12 protein-coding genes, 1 tRNA gene and 2 pseudogenes are annotated in these 15,855 nt (G+C 58.2%); 6 read left to right on the top strand and 9 right to left on the bottom strand.

What is annotated here, in order from left to right:
* The 4 genes and pseudogenes from DXA70_RS12805 to DXA70_RS12790 form a co-directional block, all read left to right on the top strand.
* Nucleotides 1–179 (top strand): annotated as a pseudogene (locus DXA70_RS12805) (plasmid mobilization relaxosome protein MobC); the annotation flags it as partial.
* The gene (locus tag DXA70_RS12800) at nucleotides 151–1,686 is read left to right on the top strand and encodes a relaxase/mobilization nuclease domain-containing protein (RefSeq protein ID WP_128118688.1); all 1,536 of its coding nucleotides are present in this window, start codon (nucleotides 151–153) and stop codon (nucleotides 1,684–1,686) included. The pseudogene DXA70_RS12805 and the gene DXA70_RS12800, both read left to right, overlap by 29 nt.
* A gap of 12 nt (nucleotides 1,687–1,698) precedes the next feature.
* A complete protein-coding gene (locus DXA70_RS12795) occupies nucleotides 1,699–2,625 on the top strand; it encodes a hypothetical protein (protein ID WP_117529955.1) in 927 nt (308 codons plus the stop codon).
* A 42-nt stretch (nucleotides 2,626–2,667) separates the two neighbouring features.
* Entirely contained in the window at nucleotides 2,668–2,961 is a 294-nt protein-coding gene (locus DXA70_RS12790; RefSeq protein WP_242994696.1) for a transposase, read from the top strand.
* On the opposite strand, the gene DXA70_RS12785 is transcribed toward DXA70_RS12790, so the two are convergent.
* The 5 genes and pseudogenes from DXA70_RS12785 to radC form a co-directional block, all read right to left on the bottom strand.
* Entirely contained in the window at nucleotides 2,950–3,201 is a 252-nt protein-coding gene (locus DXA70_RS12785; protein ID WP_117529957.1) for a DUF6061 family protein, read from the bottom strand. The genes DXA70_RS12790 and DXA70_RS12785 overlap by 12 nt on opposite strands.
* 152 nt (nucleotides 3,202–3,353) lie before the next feature.
* Nucleotides 3,354–3,431 (bottom strand) — tRNA-Pro (locus DXA70_RS12780).
* Nucleotides 3,432–3,568: 137 nt separating this feature from the next.
* Nucleotides 3,569–6,433 (bottom strand): excinuclease ABC subunit UvrA, encoded by a 2,865-nt coding sequence (gene uvrA, locus DXA70_RS12775; protein WP_128118687.1) that lies wholly within the window; start codon nucleotides 6,431–6,433, stop codon nucleotides 3,569–3,571.
* A pseudogene (gene uvrB / locus DXA70_RS12770) lies at nucleotides 6,420–8,475 on the bottom strand (excinuclease ABC subunit UvrB). Before uvrB ends, uvrA begins: the two are co-directional and overlap by 14 nt.
* 85 nt (nucleotides 8,476–8,560) lie before the next feature.
* Complete coding sequence (radC, locus tag DXA70_RS12765) at nucleotides 8,561–9,286, bottom strand: DNA repair protein RadC (RefSeq protein WP_128118686.1); 726 nt, start codon at nucleotides 9,284–9,286, stop codon at nucleotides 8,561–8,563.
* Between the two features lie 167 nt (nucleotides 9,287–9,453).
* On the opposite strand from radC, the gene DXA70_RS12760 reads away from it, so the two are divergent.
* Nucleotides 9,454–10,467, top strand: coding sequence for an RluA family pseudouridine synthase (locus tag DXA70_RS12760; RefSeq protein WP_128118685.1), 1,014 nt, complete (start codon nucleotides 9,454–9,456; stop codon nucleotides 10,465–10,467).
* A 1-nt stretch (nucleotide 10,468) separates the two neighbouring features.
* Nucleotides 10,469–10,843 carry a PAS domain-containing protein gene (locus DXA70_RS12755; protein WP_128118684.1) on the top strand — a complete coding sequence of 125 codons (375 nt, stop codon included), beginning with the start codon at nucleotides 10,469–10,471 and terminating at the stop codon, nucleotides 10,841–10,843.
* 193 nt (nucleotides 10,844–11,036) lie between these two features.
* Here DXA70_RS12755 and DXA70_RS12750 read toward each other — a convergent pair whose 3' ends face one another.
* From DXA70_RS12750 to DXA70_RS12735, 4 genes are all read right to left on the bottom strand, one after another.
* The gene (locus tag DXA70_RS12750; protein ID WP_128118683.1) at nucleotides 11,037–11,420 is read right to left on the bottom strand and encodes a hypothetical protein; all 384 of its coding nucleotides are present in this window, start codon (nucleotides 11,418–11,420) and stop codon (nucleotides 11,037–11,039) included.
* Between the two features lie 26 nt (nucleotides 11,421–11,446).
* Complete coding sequence (locus DXA70_RS12745) at nucleotides 11,447–12,733, bottom strand: diaminopimelate decarboxylase (RefSeq protein ID WP_128118682.1); 1,287 nt, start codon at nucleotides 12,731–12,733, stop codon at nucleotides 11,447–11,449.
* 60 nt (nucleotides 12,734–12,793) lie between these two features.
* Nucleotides 12,794–14,692, bottom strand: a complete 1,899-nt coding sequence (locus tag DXA70_RS12740) for a nucleoside-diphosphate sugar epimerase/dehydratase (protein ID WP_128118681.1) — start codon at nucleotides 14,690–14,692, stop codon at nucleotides 12,794–12,796.
* Between the two features lie 159 nt (nucleotides 14,693–14,851).
* Nucleotides 14,852–15,802, bottom strand: a complete 951-nt coding sequence (locus DXA70_RS12735; protein ID WP_243001401.1) for an oligosaccharide flippase family protein — start codon at nucleotides 15,800–15,802, stop codon at nucleotides 14,852–14,854.
* Nucleotides 15,803–15,855: the final 53 nt, after the last annotated feature.

Genomic DNA, 15,855 nt, shown 5'->3' with positions numbered 1-15,855 from the left:
GCAGCAAGGTGGGCGGAAACCTCAACCAGCTTGCAAGGCACTTCAATTCTGGCGGTGCGGACACCGAGCAGATCCGAGCGAAAATTCTTGACGAACTTGCAGACCTGACCGCATTCCGGCTGCACGCCGAGAAAGTTCTGGGTGAACTGTATGGCAACGCTCAAGCATATCAGCTCTAAGAACTCGGACTACACCGCCATCGAAGCGTACCTCGTTTACCAGCACGATGAATTTTCCGGCAAGGTAATTCTGGACAAGCAAGGCCGACCCATGCTGCGAGAATCGTACCTACTCGACACCCTTGAGTGCGGCGATTTCTCGTTCGCAACAGCCTGTCTGCTGGCAAACCGCAAGTATGGCAAGAACACCCAGCATGGTGATATCAAAAGCCACCAGTATATCATCAGCTTTGACCCCAGAGATGCAGCCGACAACGGCTTGACCATGGAAAAGGCACAGGCACTTGGCCTGAAATTCTGCGAAGAAAACTTCCCCGGTCACCCTGCCATCGTCTGCACTCACCCGGATGGGCGCAACCATTCGGGAAACATCCATGTCCACATCGTGATTGGCAGCGTCCGAACACGAGAAGTGGAGCGTAAGGCCTATATGCAGAAGCCCCGCGACTGGCGTGAGGGCATGAAGCACTCCAGCACAGCCCAGACCATGCGGCACTTGCGTGTTGAGGTCATGGAGCTGTGCGAGGGTGCCGGACTGTACCAGATCGACCTGCTCAACGGCTCGAAGGAGCGCGTGAGCGAAGCGGAGTATTGGGCGCGCAGGCGCGGCCAGTTGAAACTTGACCGTGAAAACGCAGCCCTCACCGCAGCCGGACAGTCGCCCAAGCAGAAGAAGTTTGAAACCGTAAAGGACACTTTGCGGAAGCAGATTTCTTCGGTGCTGTATCGCGCTGTGAGTTTTGAGGATTTTTCCGATAGGCTCATGCAGCAGTATGGTATTGCCGTCAAGGAAAGCCGTGGGCAGCTCAGCTATCTGCCTACTGGCAGAACGAAGTTCATCCGAGCGAAACATCTCGGTGACAAGTTCGACAAGGCAGAAGTGCTTGCTGCCCTGAACGCAAACGCCGAACGAAAACCCAAGGCGCAGTTCAAGCAGGATACCATCGGGAAACTGATCGACATCCAGTCGAGGATGACCGAGGGCAAAGGCATTGGCTATAAGCGTTGGCTCACGAAACACAATCTCAAAGTTATGGCACAGACCGTGAAGCTTCTGCAGGAAAAGAACTTGACCGACGAGGACGCCCTGAACCAGCGCATCACCGAACTGGAAACCAAGTATCACGACTCGCTGGCGGTGGTGAAAGACCTCGAAGGTCGCATGAAGGCCAACAAAGAGCTGCGCTATCAGGTCGCAGCCTACACCAGCACCAAGAACATCACACAGCAGTTAAAGACCGCCAAGCGACCCGCAGCCTTTGAGGAGCAGCACCGTGCAGAGCTGACAGCATACCGGGTGGCAGCAGCCTATTTCAAGGCAAACGACATCACAAAACTGCCCAGCCCGAAAAAGCTGGAAGCCGAGTATGCGCAGCTGGCATCCGAAAAGGCAAAATTCTACGAGCAGTACAAGGAAGCCAAAGAAGAACTGCTCAAACTGAAAACCGCAAAGCAAAATGTTGCGTCCTACTTCCGGGAGGAAGAACCAGCGCAGCAGGAGAGATAAAGGAGTGTGCGTATGATCAATCTGAAAATCGACCCGGAGTTCCAGAATCAGATTCCGCCGCTGACGGACGATGAGTACAAGCAGCTTGAAGAAAATATCCTCAAGGAAGGCAAGCTGCTTTCTCCTTTGATCATTTGGAATAACATCCTTGTTGACGGCCACAATCGTTATGAAATCGTTCAGGAACATCCCGAAATCTCTTTCTCCACCATGCCGCTCCCGTTTGAAAGCAGAGAAGAAGTCCTCGCTTGGATTTGTAAGAACCAGTTGGGGCGGCGCAATTTAACCCCGGAGCAGAAGTACTACCTGATGGGCAAACAGTATGAAGCCGAAAAAGCCGCGCACGGCGGTGATCGCAAGAGCAGCGATGCAAAATCAAGTTCGCTAAATGCGAACTTGATCGACAGCACCAAAACCTGCGACCGAATCGCAGAAGAAAACGGTGTGAGCAAGGACACCGTTTTCCGCGCCTCGAAGTATATGAAAGGCGTGGAGATCGCAGAAGAACTGATGCCGGGGCTAAAGCAGAGCATCCTGTCCGGACAGACGAAAGTGTCCAAAGCGGATATGCACCGCCTTGCCAGGGCGGCCTACAATGACCGTGCACAAACTTTGCAGGACATTCTGCACCCGGAGCTGAAGGTGGAACCGACGCCTGACGCTGACGGTGTGATCCGCATTCTGGGTAAAGCGCCCGTCATGCCATTCCGAAAGTTTGAATCGGTTTACGACAGCGATGCTTACCCGGAGGATGTACGGTACGAGTATGTGGCGTTGGAAGAACTCACTACTCGTTTCCGCATTTCGTTCAACTACCAGTTGGAGAAGATGCCCGATAATGCGCAGCGTGATGTGATTCTGGATATCATTCACAAGCATAAGGACTATCTTACTTCTCTGGAAGCCGCACTCACAGATGTTAAAGACCAGACAGCATAACAACAGGCACATGGTATGCTGTTTACCGATGTCCAAAGGAGCGTGCGTTTGAACAAAAAGAAAAAGTCCACCAACACTTCCCCTTATCCCGATGAAGTCATCGACCGTCTGGCACGGGCATTCTATCCGGCGATTCTCGCTTGCTGGAACAGCGAGGAAGGCCAGCGGGAGTTTTCCGCGTGGCAGGCAGAGCAGGCTCATCATAATCCAAGCAAAGAAAAACAGAGCGTTCCCGACGGGGAACGCCCTGTTGTACATATCGCTATCATATGCGGATTTTGGCAGGGTGCGTCCGGCATGGCGCACCCTGTTTTTGTTTTGCCCTCAATCTTCTAACCCGTGACTTCCTGCTACATTCCGAAGATATTTCTCCGGTTCGCCGTTCAGGATCAAATCGGCATAGCTCAGTGGGTCATTGTAGATGAGGTAGTCTAACTCCGACCTCTGCGCCATGGTTACATCCAGCGCATCCTCGACCCCGGTGCAGTCGATGGAGATTTTTCTCCCGTCCCGGAGCAGCAGTTCCACGCACCCAGTGTCCATGTTAAAGCGGCAAACTTTTTCATCGTACTTCATAACCGTATCCTCCTGAAATCGTTGTCTGGTTTGTATTGGTCGATCTATGATTTCGGATTTCATCTTCCACGGACACCTGCGTTGAATTTTCCGAAGAAAACAAATAATCCGAACCCATCTCCTATCGGAAACAAGTTCGGATTATTTTTGTTTGGTCCGAGTGGCGAGAATCGAACTCACGGCCTCTTGAACCCCATTCAAGCGCGCTACCAAAACTGCGCTACACCCGGATATCGCGCTCCGCTTCCCTACCGAAGCGTGGCGACATGAGATATTATACGCATGGAGCGGCCTTTTGTCAACCACTTTCCCAAATTTTTCTCCCACTTTTTTGCAAAAGTATGGTTTTTGGCGTTTGTGCGCACAATTATTTTTCTGCCTCTGCGGCACGGAGCTGTTTGTCTTTTTCCAGCAGCGGTTTCAGGTACTGGCCGGTAAAGCTTTCTGGCACTGCAGCTACCTCTTCCGGGGTGCCCTCGGCCACGATGAGGCCGCCGGCACTGCCGCCCTCGGGGCCCAGATCAATGATATGGTCGGCGCACTTGATGAGGTCGAGGTTGTGCTCGATGACAATGACGGTATTGCCCGCGTCCACCAGCTTCTGCAGCACCTCAATGAGGCGGTGCACATCTGCGATGTGGAGGCCGGTGGTGGGCTCATCGAGGATATAGACTGTCTTTCCGGTGCTGCGGCGGGCCAGCTCATTGGCCAGCTTGACACGCTGCGCCTCGCCGCCAGAGAGAGTGGTAGCGCTCTGGCCCAGGGTTACATAACCAAGGCCCACGTCCAACAGAGTCTGTAATTTCCGGGCGATCTTGGGCTGGTTAGCAAAAAACACCACAGCCTCTTCCACGGTCATATTCAGCACGTCAGAGATGGTCTTTTCCTTATACTTTACTTCCAGCGTCTCGCGGTTGTAGCGGGCGCCCTTGCAGACCTCACAGGGGACGTAGACGTCCGGCAGGAAGTGCATCTCGATCTGCAGGATACCGTTGCCCTCACAGGCCTCGCAGCGGCCGCCCTTGACGTTGAAGCTGAACCGGCCCGGGCCATAGCCCCGCATCTTGGCGTCCTGCGTCTGGGAAAAGACCGTGCGGATATCGTTGAAGACACCCGTGTAGGTTGCCGGGTTAGAGCGGGGCGTGCGGCCGATGGGCTGCTGGTCGATGCCAATGACCTTATCGACAAACTCCAGCCCCTCTACCCCATCGCACTTTCCGGCCCGGCTGCGGGCTCCGTTCAGCTCACAGGCCAGCGTCTTGTACAGAATCTCGTTGATGAGGCTGGATTTGCCTGAGCCGGAAATGCCGGTGACGCAGATGAACTCGCCCAGCGGGAACTTCACGTCAATGTTGCGCAGGTTGTTCTCCCGTGCCCCTTTCACCGTGAGGAAGTTGCCGTTTCCGGTGCGGCGGGTCTCCGGGACCGCAATGCGCTTACGGCCAGAGAGGTAATCGCCGGTGATGCTCCGCTTGGCCTTGCAGATGTCTTTCACACTGCCTGCCGCCACGATCTCGCCGCCGTGGACGCCCGCACCAGGGCCCACATCCACAATATAATCCGCACTGCGCATGGTATCCTCGTCGTGCTCCACCACGATGACCGTATTGCCCAGGTCCCGCAGGTTTTTCAGGGTGGCAATGAGCTTGTTGTTGTCCCGCTGATGGAGGCCGATGGAGGGCTCGTCCAGCACATAGAGCACGCCGGAAAGGGCGCTGCCGATCTGGGTCGTCAGGCGGATGCGCTGGCTCTCGCCGCCGGACAGAGTGCCTGCCGCGCGGGCCAGGGTGAGATAATCCAGACCGACGCTCTGCAAAAACTGCAGCCGGTTTTTGATCTCTTTGAGAATCTGGCCGCCGATCTGCTTCTGCTTCTCCGTCAGGTTCGGTTCATTTTCCGCAATGAAGTTCAGCTCATTCCGGATGGACATTTCGCAGAAATCGCTGATGTTCTTGCCACCGATGGTCACCGCCAGCACGATGGGCTTGAGGCGCTTGCCGTGGCAGTCCGGGCACTCCACACCGGACATGAAGCTGCCGATCTCCTCTTTCATCCACTCGCTGTTGGTCTCCCGGAAGCGGCGTTCCAGGTTCTCCACGATGCCCTCAAACGTATTATAGTAGACGCCGCTGCCAAACTCATTGGTGCGGTGCATTTCGATTTTTTCGCCGTTGGTGCCGTAGAGCAGGGCGTTGACGGCCTCAGTGCTCATCTCTTTGATGGGCGTATCCAGCGTAAAGCCGTATTTTTTGCCCAGGCCAAGGTAATACATCTCGCTGACGCTGCCCTCGGCGTAGTACCAGCCGCTGGCCTTGATGGCCCCCTCCCGGATGGAAAGATTGCGGTTGGGCAGGATGCGTTCCTCATCCACCCGCATAAAAGTGCCCAGACCTGTACACTTCTCGCAGGCACCCAGCGGGTTGTTGAACGAGAACAGGCGGGGCGAAAGGTCGCTGATGGAAATGCCGTGCTCCGGGCAGGCAAAGTTCTGGCTGAACGTCATGCACTCGCCGCCGATGACATCCACCTCGGCGATGCCGCCCGTCAGCGCCAGAGCTGTCTCCAGCGAGTCCGCCAGACGGCCCCGGATGCCCTTGCGGATGGCAAGGCGGTCTACCACGATCTCCACGGTGTGCTTGACGTTCTTTTCCAGGCTGATCTCCTCGTCCAGATCATAGAGGTTGCCGTCGATCCGGACGCGGGAATAGCCGCCCCGCCGGGCGGCGTCCAGCTCTTTCTGCTGGGTGCCCTTGCGCTGGCGGACGACCGGAGCCAGCACCTGGAACTTTGTCCCCTCTTCCAGCTTGAGCACGGCGTCCACCATCTCGTCCACGGTCTGCTGGCTGATGACCCTGCCGCAGACCGGGCAGTGTGGGATGCCGATGCGGGCATACAGCAGACGGAGGTAATCATAAATTTCGGTCACCGTGCCCACCGTGGAACGGGGGTTGTGGCTGGTGGTCTTCTGGTCGATGGAAATGGCCGGAGACAGGCCGGTGATCTCGTCCACATCGGGCTTATCCATCCGGCCCAGGAACATCCGGGCATAGCTGGAAAGGCTCTCGACATAGCGGCGCTGGCCGTCGGCGTAAATGGTATCAAAGGCCAGGCTGGACTTGCCCGAGCCGGACAGGCCGGTCATGACGATGAGCTTTTCCCGCGGGAGGGTCAGGCTGACATTTTTCAGGTTGTGCTCCCGGGCCCCTTTGATGATGATTTTATCGTTTGCCAAGGTATTTTCTCCCTCTTCTCTGTGTCTGTGCGTGGTTCTGCTTCCGCTCCTGTTCGGCGGACGAATCTGCCGTGGGGTTCTCGCCCCGGCGCAGGCGGTCGATCTGGTCACGCAGGAACGCCGCGTGCTCAAACTCCAACAACTTGGCCGCCTCTTTCATCTCCCGGGTCAGGCGGTCAATGGCGGCCTCCCGCTCCAGCTTGCCCATCCGGCGGGTATTCATTTTGGCGTTCTCGGCCTTATCGCTGATCTCAATGCTGTCCGGGATGGCCTTGACGATGGTTTTGGGCACGATGCCGTGTTCCTTGTTATAGGCCATCTGGATGGCGCGGCGGCGCTCTGTCTCGGTAATGGCGCGGTCCATGCTGTCGGTGATCTCGTCCGCGTACATAATGACAAGGCCCTCGGCGTTGCGGGCCGCGCGGCCAATGGTCTGAATCAGGCTGGTCTCGCTGCGGAGGAATCCCTCTTTGTCCGCGTCAAGGATGGCAACCAGGCTCACCTCGGGCAGGTCCAGACCCTCACGCAGGAGGTTGATGCCCACCACCACGTCGATGGAGCCAAGGCGCAGGTCTTTGATGATCTCCATTCGCTCAAAAGTATCCACCTCGTGGTGCATATATTTGACTTTGATGCCCTGCTCGGTGAAGTAATCCGTCAGGTCCTCGGCCATCTTCTTGGTCAGGGTGGTCACAAGCACCCGCTCCTGCCGCTCGATCCGGGCATTGATCTCACCCAGCAGGTCGGTCACCTGCCCCTCCACCGGGCGCACCGAGATGACCGGGTCCAGCAGACCGGTGGGCCGGATGACCTGCTGGGCCACCTGGGTGCTGTTCTGGCGCTCATACTCGCCCGGGGTGGCCGAGACAAAGATCATCTGGTTGAGCTTGGACTCCACTTCCTCAAACTTCAGCGGGCGGTTATCGAACGCCGAGGGCAAACGGAAGCCATACTCCACCAGCGTTTTCTTGCGGGCGTAGTCGCCGCCGTACATGGCCCGCACCTGTGGCAGGGTGACATGGCTCTCATCCACAAACAGCAGAAAATCCTCCGGGAAATAATCCAGCAGGGTCGTGGGCATACTGCCCGGGGCACGGCCTGAGAGGACCGCCGAATAGTTCTCGATGCCCTTACAGATACCCACTTCCGTCAGCATCTCAATGTCGTAATTCGTCCGCTGCTGGATGCGCTGGGCCTCAATGAGTTTGCCCTCCGCCGTGAATTGCTTGACCTGGGCATCGCACTCCGCGCGGATCTTCTCAATGGCGGCAGCCTTTTTCTCGGCGCTGACGATGTAGTGGCTGGCCGGGAAGATGGCTACATGCTTGACCACGTTCTGTTTGGCACCCGTCATCGGGTTGAATTCGAGGATGCGGTCGATCTCATCCCCAAAGAACTCCACCCGGATGGCCAGGTCGCTCATATAGGCCAGGTAGATATCCACCGTGTCGCCGTGGACGCGGAATTTGTTGCGGATAAAGTTGATGTCGTTCCGCTCATATTGCAGGTTGACCAGCCGCCGGCAGAGCTCGTCCCGCTCCAGCTCCATGCCGGGGCGGAGGCTGATGACCATGCTGCGGTAGTCGATGGGGTCGCCCAGCGAGTAGATGCAGGACACCGACGCCACAATGATGACGTCCCGCCGCTCCGAAAGTGCCGCCGTGGCCGAGTGGCGCAGGCGGTCGATCTCGTCGTTGATGGCGCTGTCTTTCTCGATATAGGTATCCGTGCTGGGGATATAGGCCTCCGGCTGGTAGTAGTCGTAGTAGGAGACAAAATACTCCACCGCGTTTTCCGGAAAAACGAGCGGAACTCGGTGCACAGCTGGGCCGCCAGTGTTTTGTTGTGGGCCAGCACCAGCGTGGGGCGGTTGCACTTTGCAATGACGTTGGCCATGGTAAAGGTCTTGCCGCTTCCGGTAACGCCCAGCAGGGTCTGGCAGCGGTCTCCCCGCTCCACGCCCTCCACCAGCCGCGCGATGGCCTGGGGCTGATCACCCGTGGCTGATAATGGGACACCAGCTTAAACGTCTGCTCTGCCACGGCCCTCTCTCCTCTCTAAAACCACAATTAGTTGTTTTCTTCTCCGTGATTATACCACAATTATTTTATAAAGTAAACCATTTGTTCAGTAAGGACGGAGCATCTGCCCGCTCTCAAAATCATAAAACGGCAGACGGCCCTCCTCCCGCATGGAAAAATATTCTGTTTCCGTCAGGATCAGATGATCCCGCAGATGGATCTTGACCAGCCCCAGCGCCCGGACGATGTTCTCCGTGGCCTGCAGGTCTTCCCGGGAAGGCATCGCCATCCCGTTGGGGTGGTTGTGGCAGAGCACCACGCTGTCGGTGCCGCCCTTAAGAGCCGCCGCCACCACGTCCTTGATCTCAAAGCTGACCTTGCTGCTGGTGCCCTCCCGCAGCCAGTACGCACCCCGCACCCGGCTGCGGCTGTCCAGCGCCATCAGCAGGGCCCGTTCCCGGTCAGCCCCCAGGAATTTGCTCTTTAAAAACTCTGCCAGCTGCTCGGTAGTGCGCAGGCAGTTTTCCTCACTGGCGCGGCAGCGGGTATAGTATTTGCAGATTTCGGGCATGAGATGCAGCATCCGGGCCGTGGCAGGCCCCACGCCCTCCACTTTGCACAGCTCCTCTTCCTCCGCGTCCAGCACCCGGGAGAAACTGCCAAACCGCTTGAGCAGGGCGTGGGCCATGACATTGGTGTTCTTGCGGGGGTTCGTCAGGTAAAGGAGAACTTCCAGCGCCTCGTGGTCGGCCAGGCTCTCAAAGCCCTGCTGGGCAATGCGCTCCCGCATCCGTTCGCGGTGCCCCTGATGGAGGTTGTTTTCTGCAGCCATGGTTCGTTCTCCTTTTCTCTGGATTGCTGCTTCTATCGTACCGCATTTTCGGCAAAAGACAAGCCTTACCCGCAAAATTTCCTTGCCAGAGCCCGCCGGGCGTTGTATTATAGTTGTATAAAAATCAAAAGTACCATTTCATCTCTGAAAATAAAGGAACCAAATTCATGAAACAATACACTGCCACCGCCAACGATGAGGGCGTCCGCCTCTCCCGCTTTGTCCAGAGCGTGACCCGCGATTTTCCCACCAGCCTGCTCTACAAGAGCTTCCGCAACAAGCGGATCAAGGTCAACGGCAAAAAAGGAGCCCCGGAAGACCGCATCCAGGCCGGAGACCTCATTGAGCTGTACATCAACGATGAGTTTTTCCCGCCGGAGGGGGCCAAGCCCGCCGCAAAGAAGCCGCCCAAAAAGCAGCAGAACCAGCCCAAAGTGACCGTCATCTATGAGGATGAGAACCTTGCGGTGCTGTACAAGCCCACTCACCTGCTCTGCCACAGCGACCGCACTGGCGACGCCAACCTGGTGGACGCCTTTACCCAGTATCTGGCCCAGAAAGGCGAGTACGACCCCAGCGGCGAGAACCGTTTCAAACCCGGCATCTGCAACCGGCTGGACCGGGGCACCGAGGGCCTTGTGATCGCCGCCAAGAGCTACGCCGCCCTGCGGGACATGAACGAGATCATCCGCACGGACCTGCTCAAGAAAGAGTACTATACCATCACGGTGGGCATTCCCCAGAGCGGCCGGTTTACCGCCTGGTGGGAGCACGACGAGAAGAACAACAAGGTGAGCATCCACGCCCACCAGTCACAGGACGAGCGCCGGAAGCAGATCATCACGGACGTGGATGTGCTGCGCACCGCCGGGCCGTTTGCCCTCTGCAAGATCGGGCTCATCACAGGCCGGACGCACCAGATCCGCGCCCATCTCGCCTACCTTGGCAAACCGGTGCTGGGTGACATCAAGTACGGCAACCGGAAGATGAACGAGCGCACCGGGGCAAAAACGCAGGCCCTGTGCGCTGTGCGGATCAGCTTCCTGGATATTCCGGAGGAAAACACCCTGCACTACCTCTCCGGCAAAGTCATCAAACTGAAAGACCCGCAGATCGTCAAGCAGTTTGATGCGCTGGATAAGGCAAAGCCGGAAGCCCCCTCCACGGAAAGGAGTCATTGACATGAACCTGAACCCCTATTTTAAAAGCGTCCTCGATCAGGACAGAGCTTCCATTGTCCTTTGCGGTCTGGACCATACCATCCTCTACATGAACCCCGCCGCCATCCGCAGCTATGCCAAGCACGGCGGGGCCGCACTGGTAGGCCGGAGCCTTGCCAACTGTCACAACGCTCACTCCAACGAGATGATCCAAACGGTCGTGGACTGGTTTGCCGCCAGCCCGGAGCACAATCTCATCTATACCTACCACAACGAGAAACAGAACAAGGACGTCTACATGGTCGCCCTGCGGGACGAGGACGGAACGCTCATCGGCTACTACGAGAAGCACGAGTACCGTGACCCGGAGACCATGCCGCGGTATAATTTCACCTGAGGCGTTTTTATCAGCATTTGCAGAACAGCATTGATGCACTGTGAGCGAAAGGAGCCTGTCATGTTCCCTACCCGTGAAGAGGCTAAAGCTCTGCGGCGGGCGAGACATTTACGAAGTCGTTGACAAAGCACACTCCAAACACGCATAGCGAAAAAGGCACTCCGTGAGGAGTGCCTTTTTCATAACTTCCGTTTTATTTGTTCTCTTGTGATTTCTGTTGTTCGCGCAGCTTCTTGATCCGCTTTTTCTCGCTTTCCACGCGGGGCCAGGGCCAGGAGAAGCCCTCGTTGGCCTTACACCAGCGGGTAAGCGGGTAAAACGCAAACACCAGCCCGAAAATGTACAGCAGCAGGTACAGCAGTGCGCTCAGGGTGAACAGTGCGTCCAGCGCCCCGATGAGGGCCATGAGGAAGCCCGCCTTGAGAAAAAACAGACCGTTCTGGCGACAGTATTCCGGGAAGTTTTCGGCCTTGACGGCCTGACGGCCCTGGTCGCCCCAGACACGGGGATTTTTCATGACCGAGTAGCCGTAAAAGACCAGCATCAGGCCGCAGGTGAGCTGAAAACCAAAGAACATGTTGTACCTCGCTGTTTTGTGTGATTTTAGTCCTCAAACAGAGACTTCATGGCGGGCAGGAAATCCAGCGTTGCAAAGTAGTCACGCGGGGTCTCGGCGCGGCGGATGAGGCGGTGAGAGCCGTCCTCGCAGAGCAGGACCTCGGCACTGCGCAGCTTGCCGTTGTAATTATAGCCCATGGCAGAGCCGTGCGCGCCGGTATCGTGGATGTAGATGATATCTCCGATGTCGATCTTGGGCAGCATCCGGTCAATGGCGAATTTATCGTTGTTCTCGCACAGGCCGCCCACCACATCGTACTTGTGGTCGCAGGGAGCGTCTTCCTTGCCCAGCACGGTGATGTGATGGTATGCGCCATACATGGCGGGACGCATCAGATTGGCCGCGCAGGCGTCCAGACCGATGTATTCCTTATAGATGTGCTTCTCGTGGATGGCCGTTGCCACCAGGGCACCGTAGGGGCCGGTGGTAAAGCGGCCCATCTCGGTAAAGATGGCCACATCGCCCATGCCTGCGGGGACGAGGATCTCTTCAAACTTCTTACGGACGCCCTCGCCGATGGCCATGATGTCATTCTCGGTCTGGTCGGGGCGGTACGGGATGCCCACGCCGCCGGACAGGTTGATATAGGCAATGTGCACGCCGGTGGCTTTCTGCACCCGGACCGCCAGCTGGAACAGGATGGCGGCCAGCTCAGGATAGTATGCATCCGAAATGGTATTGGAGGCGAGGAATGCATGGATGCCGAAGTTCTTGGCACCCTTGGCGGCCAGCTTCTTATAGCTGTCGATCATCTGCTCCTCGGTCATGCCATACTTGGCGTCGCCGGGCTTGTCCATGACCTGGAAGCCCTCTTTGCTCTCGCCCAGCTGGAACGTTCCGCCCGGGTTGTAGCGGCAGAAGATGTTCTCGGGCACGCCTGCCACCCGCTCCAGGAACTCCACCATGGTGGCGTCGTCCAGGTTGATGTAGGCACCCAGCTCATAGGCTTTTTTCATGTCGTCCACGGGGGTCTGGTTGGAGGAGAACATGATGTCGCTGCCGGTAAAACCGCAAGCCTCGCTGAGCATCAGCTCGGTCAGGGAGGAGCAGTCCACACCGCAGCCCTCTTCCTTTAAAATCTGCAGAATGACCGGGTTGGGCAGAGCCTTGACGGCGAAATACTCCCGGAACCCCTTGTTCCAGCTGAACGCCTTGTTGATGCGGCGGGCATTCTCACGGATGCCTTTTTCATCGTAGACATGGAACGGCGTGGGCACGTCCTGGATGATCTCCTGGGCCATGGCCTCGGTCAGAAACGGTTTCTTTTCCATAATATACATCCCTCTCATTTTATGGGTAACAGCGGGCCCAATGCCCGTGTTTCAGCATTTTTACAGCTTGAGGTTTTCCCGCGTCGGGGTAAAGGTGGGGATCATCTTGGCCAGCTGTTTCACCACGCCCTCGTCGTTGTGCTCGGCCGCGGCTTCCAGCTCCTGCAGCTGGCCGTAGAACTGGGCCAGGTCGATGCTGCGGGGCGAGGCCACAAAAATTTTGTTGTGCTGGGTGCGGCGCATTTTGTCCTGCTCCTCATCCATCATCAGCTCTTCGTAGAGCTTTTCGCCCGGGCGGAGGCCAACGATCTTGATGTCCATATTCACGCCCGGCTCATAGCCATAGAACCGGATCAGCTGCTTGGCAAGGTCCATGATCTTGACGGGTTCGCCCATGTCCAGCACATAGATGCTGCCGCTCTCGGCCAGTGCCCCCGCCTGCAGCACCAGCTGGGCTGCCTCGGGGATGGTCATAAAGTAGCGCTCGATGTTGGGGTCGGTCAGGGTGACGGGGCCGCCCTTTTTGATCTGTGCCTCAAACAGCGGGATGACGCTGCCATGGCTGCCCAGCACATTGCCAAAGCGGACGGCCACACACTTCATGTCGGTGTTGCCCGCAAAGGTCTGGATGAGCATTTCGCAGATGCGCTTGGTGCAGCCCATGACGCTGGTGGGGTTGACCGCTTTGTCGGTGGAGAGCTGCACCAAGCGCTCCACGCCGTGCTCGCTGGCACTCACCAGCAGGTTCTTGGTGCCCAGCACGTTGTTCTTGACGGCTTCCGCCGGGCTGACCTCCATCAGCGGCACATGCTTGTGGGCTGCCGCGTGGAAGACCACCGTGGGATGGTAGGTCTCAAACACCTCGTCCAGTCGCTTTTTGTCCCGGATGGAGCCCACCAGCACGGTCACGGGGATGTCCCGGCCATACTTCTGCTGGAGCTCCATCTGGAGCTCGTAGGCGCAGTTCTCATAGATATCGAAGATGAGCAGCTTGCCCGGGTGGAATTTCATCACCTGGCGGCAGAGCTCACTGCCGATGGAACCGCCGCCGCCCGTGACCAGCACGGTCTTGCCCGTGAGGTAGCCGGAAATTTTGGCGGTGTCCAGCGTGACCTCCTCGCGGGAGAGGAAGTCCGCCGTGTTCAGTTCACGGAACGCCCCCTGCCCCGGCGCGTTGGCTCCCACCAGCTGCGGGTCGCTCAGGATCTGCACGGCACAGTGGGTGGAAACGCAGAGGTCGATGACATGGTTCAGGCGGCTGCCTTTCAGGGTGGGGATGGCAATGATGATGCCCTGGATGTTGTACTTCTCGCACAGGGCGGGGATCTCTTCCAGCGTGCCCTTGACCGGCACGCCGTGGATGGTCTGGTTGAGCTTGGCGGGGTCATCGTCCACCGCCACCACCGGGTGACCGTAGAGGTCGTTGGTCGTGCAGACGTTGATGGCCCAGTTGCCGGCCTCGCCCGCGCCCACGATCATCACCGGGCGGTTGGGGTCCTTGCTGGTGTTGCCCCGCAGCCGCTCCCCCAGCGGGTGGTTCAGGAAGAGCCGCCATGCCAGGCGGCTTCCGCCCACCAGCAAAAAGATGAAGACGGCGGCCATAACATTGGCCGAATTGAAGAGCACGCCATGGATGAGGGTGCGGTTGACCAGATAGACGATGACGGTGGGCACGCCGATCATCCCGGCCAGCCGGATGAGATCGCGCTCCCCTGCATACTTCCACAGGATGGAGTAGAGCCCCCCTGCCAGAAAGCAGGCGAGGTACACGGCCACGATCCAGGGCAGGTTGTGGTAGAGCAAGGCTCGGTTATGGGGCCACCAGGTGGCTTCCACGGCACCATCCGCCCGCAGGAGCAGGGCAAAGTAAAAGCTGAACGTAACGATGACGGCATCCACTAAGAACAGGAACGCGCGCCGGGCAAACACTTTCGGCGGCTGTTTTTTTCTTTCTTTCACAGATAATCCTCTTTTGCATCAGTGCAGAGCCTGTCCGCACCGTTTTTCTTCCGGGAACTTCCACAAAAGGCACTGGGCCTCCATGGTATCCATTGTATTATACTCGTTTCCCGCCCCGGTGTCCAGAAAATTTCCATTTCCGCTCTGTTTTTCCGGCACTCAGTGCTTTTTTGCCAGCGCGGCCCGCACTTCTTCTCCCAGGCCCAGCGGCCAGGCTGCCACGAGATAGACAGCGCTCATCCCGCCTGCGCAGAGAGCCAGCGCTCCCAGCCGCGGCAAAAGCGCTCCGGCAAACCACCCGGCCAACCCCTGTCGCAGGGCCACGCCCACGGCTGCAGCCCCTGCAGAAGCCAGCATTGGGGCCCCCAGCCAGCGCCAGAGCCGGAGCTTTGTCTCACTGCTGGCAAGCAGCCGCCCGGTGTTGGCAAGGCAGGTGTAGCAGCTGGACACCAGGATCACAAACAGGAAACCCGGCATCCCATACCGGGGCAGCAGAAGCACCACGCCCACGATCCGCAAGATCGAGTCCCACACGCTGTAGCGGAACGCCGCTTTCTGCTCCCCCATCCCTTTCATGGCACCGTCCACCATGCTCTCAAAATAGAGCAGCGGCATGGCCGGGCCAAGTACCTCCAAATAGAAGCCCGCCTCCGGGCTGTGGTAGAGCGTCTGGGCCAGCGGACAGCCCAGCACCCAGAACACCGTCCCGGCCAGGGCGGAGAAATACCCGGTCAGCCGCAGCATCCGGTCAACGAGGGCCTGCAGGCGGGCCGTCTCGCCCCGGATGTGGGCCTGCGTGATCTCCGGCATCAGCAGGACGGAGAGGCTGCCCAGCAGGCCAAACGGAAACGTCAGCAGGGGCAGCGCCATCCCTTTCAGGCTGCCATACTGGGCCACAGCGGCGTCGCGTCCGCCCTCAGCCCCCAGTGCAAGGGCAAGGCAGGCGGGCACCAGCATGTTCTCCGCCGTGTGCAGGGCGCTGGCAAGGCACCGCCCGCCCTCCACCGGCCACAGGATGTCCCAGAGCCGTCGGGCCGGGTCACGGGGGCGCCGGGCCTTTTCCCCGGCAAAGCAGCGCCGGGCCTCCCGGTGGTAGAACAGGAGCATCATACAGGCTGAGACTGCCAGGCATCATACAGGCTGAGACTGCCAGCAGCACAGGG

This window comes from Faecalibacterium sp. OF04-11AC (assembly GCF_003460645.1).
Taxonomy (GTDB): domain Bacteria; phylum Bacillota; class Clostridia; order Oscillospirales; family Ruminococcaceae; genus Faecalibacterium; species Faecalibacterium prausnitzii_I.
Note: the sequence above shows the minus strand (reverse complement) of the source record. Positions and strands in the feature narration are given on the sequence as shown.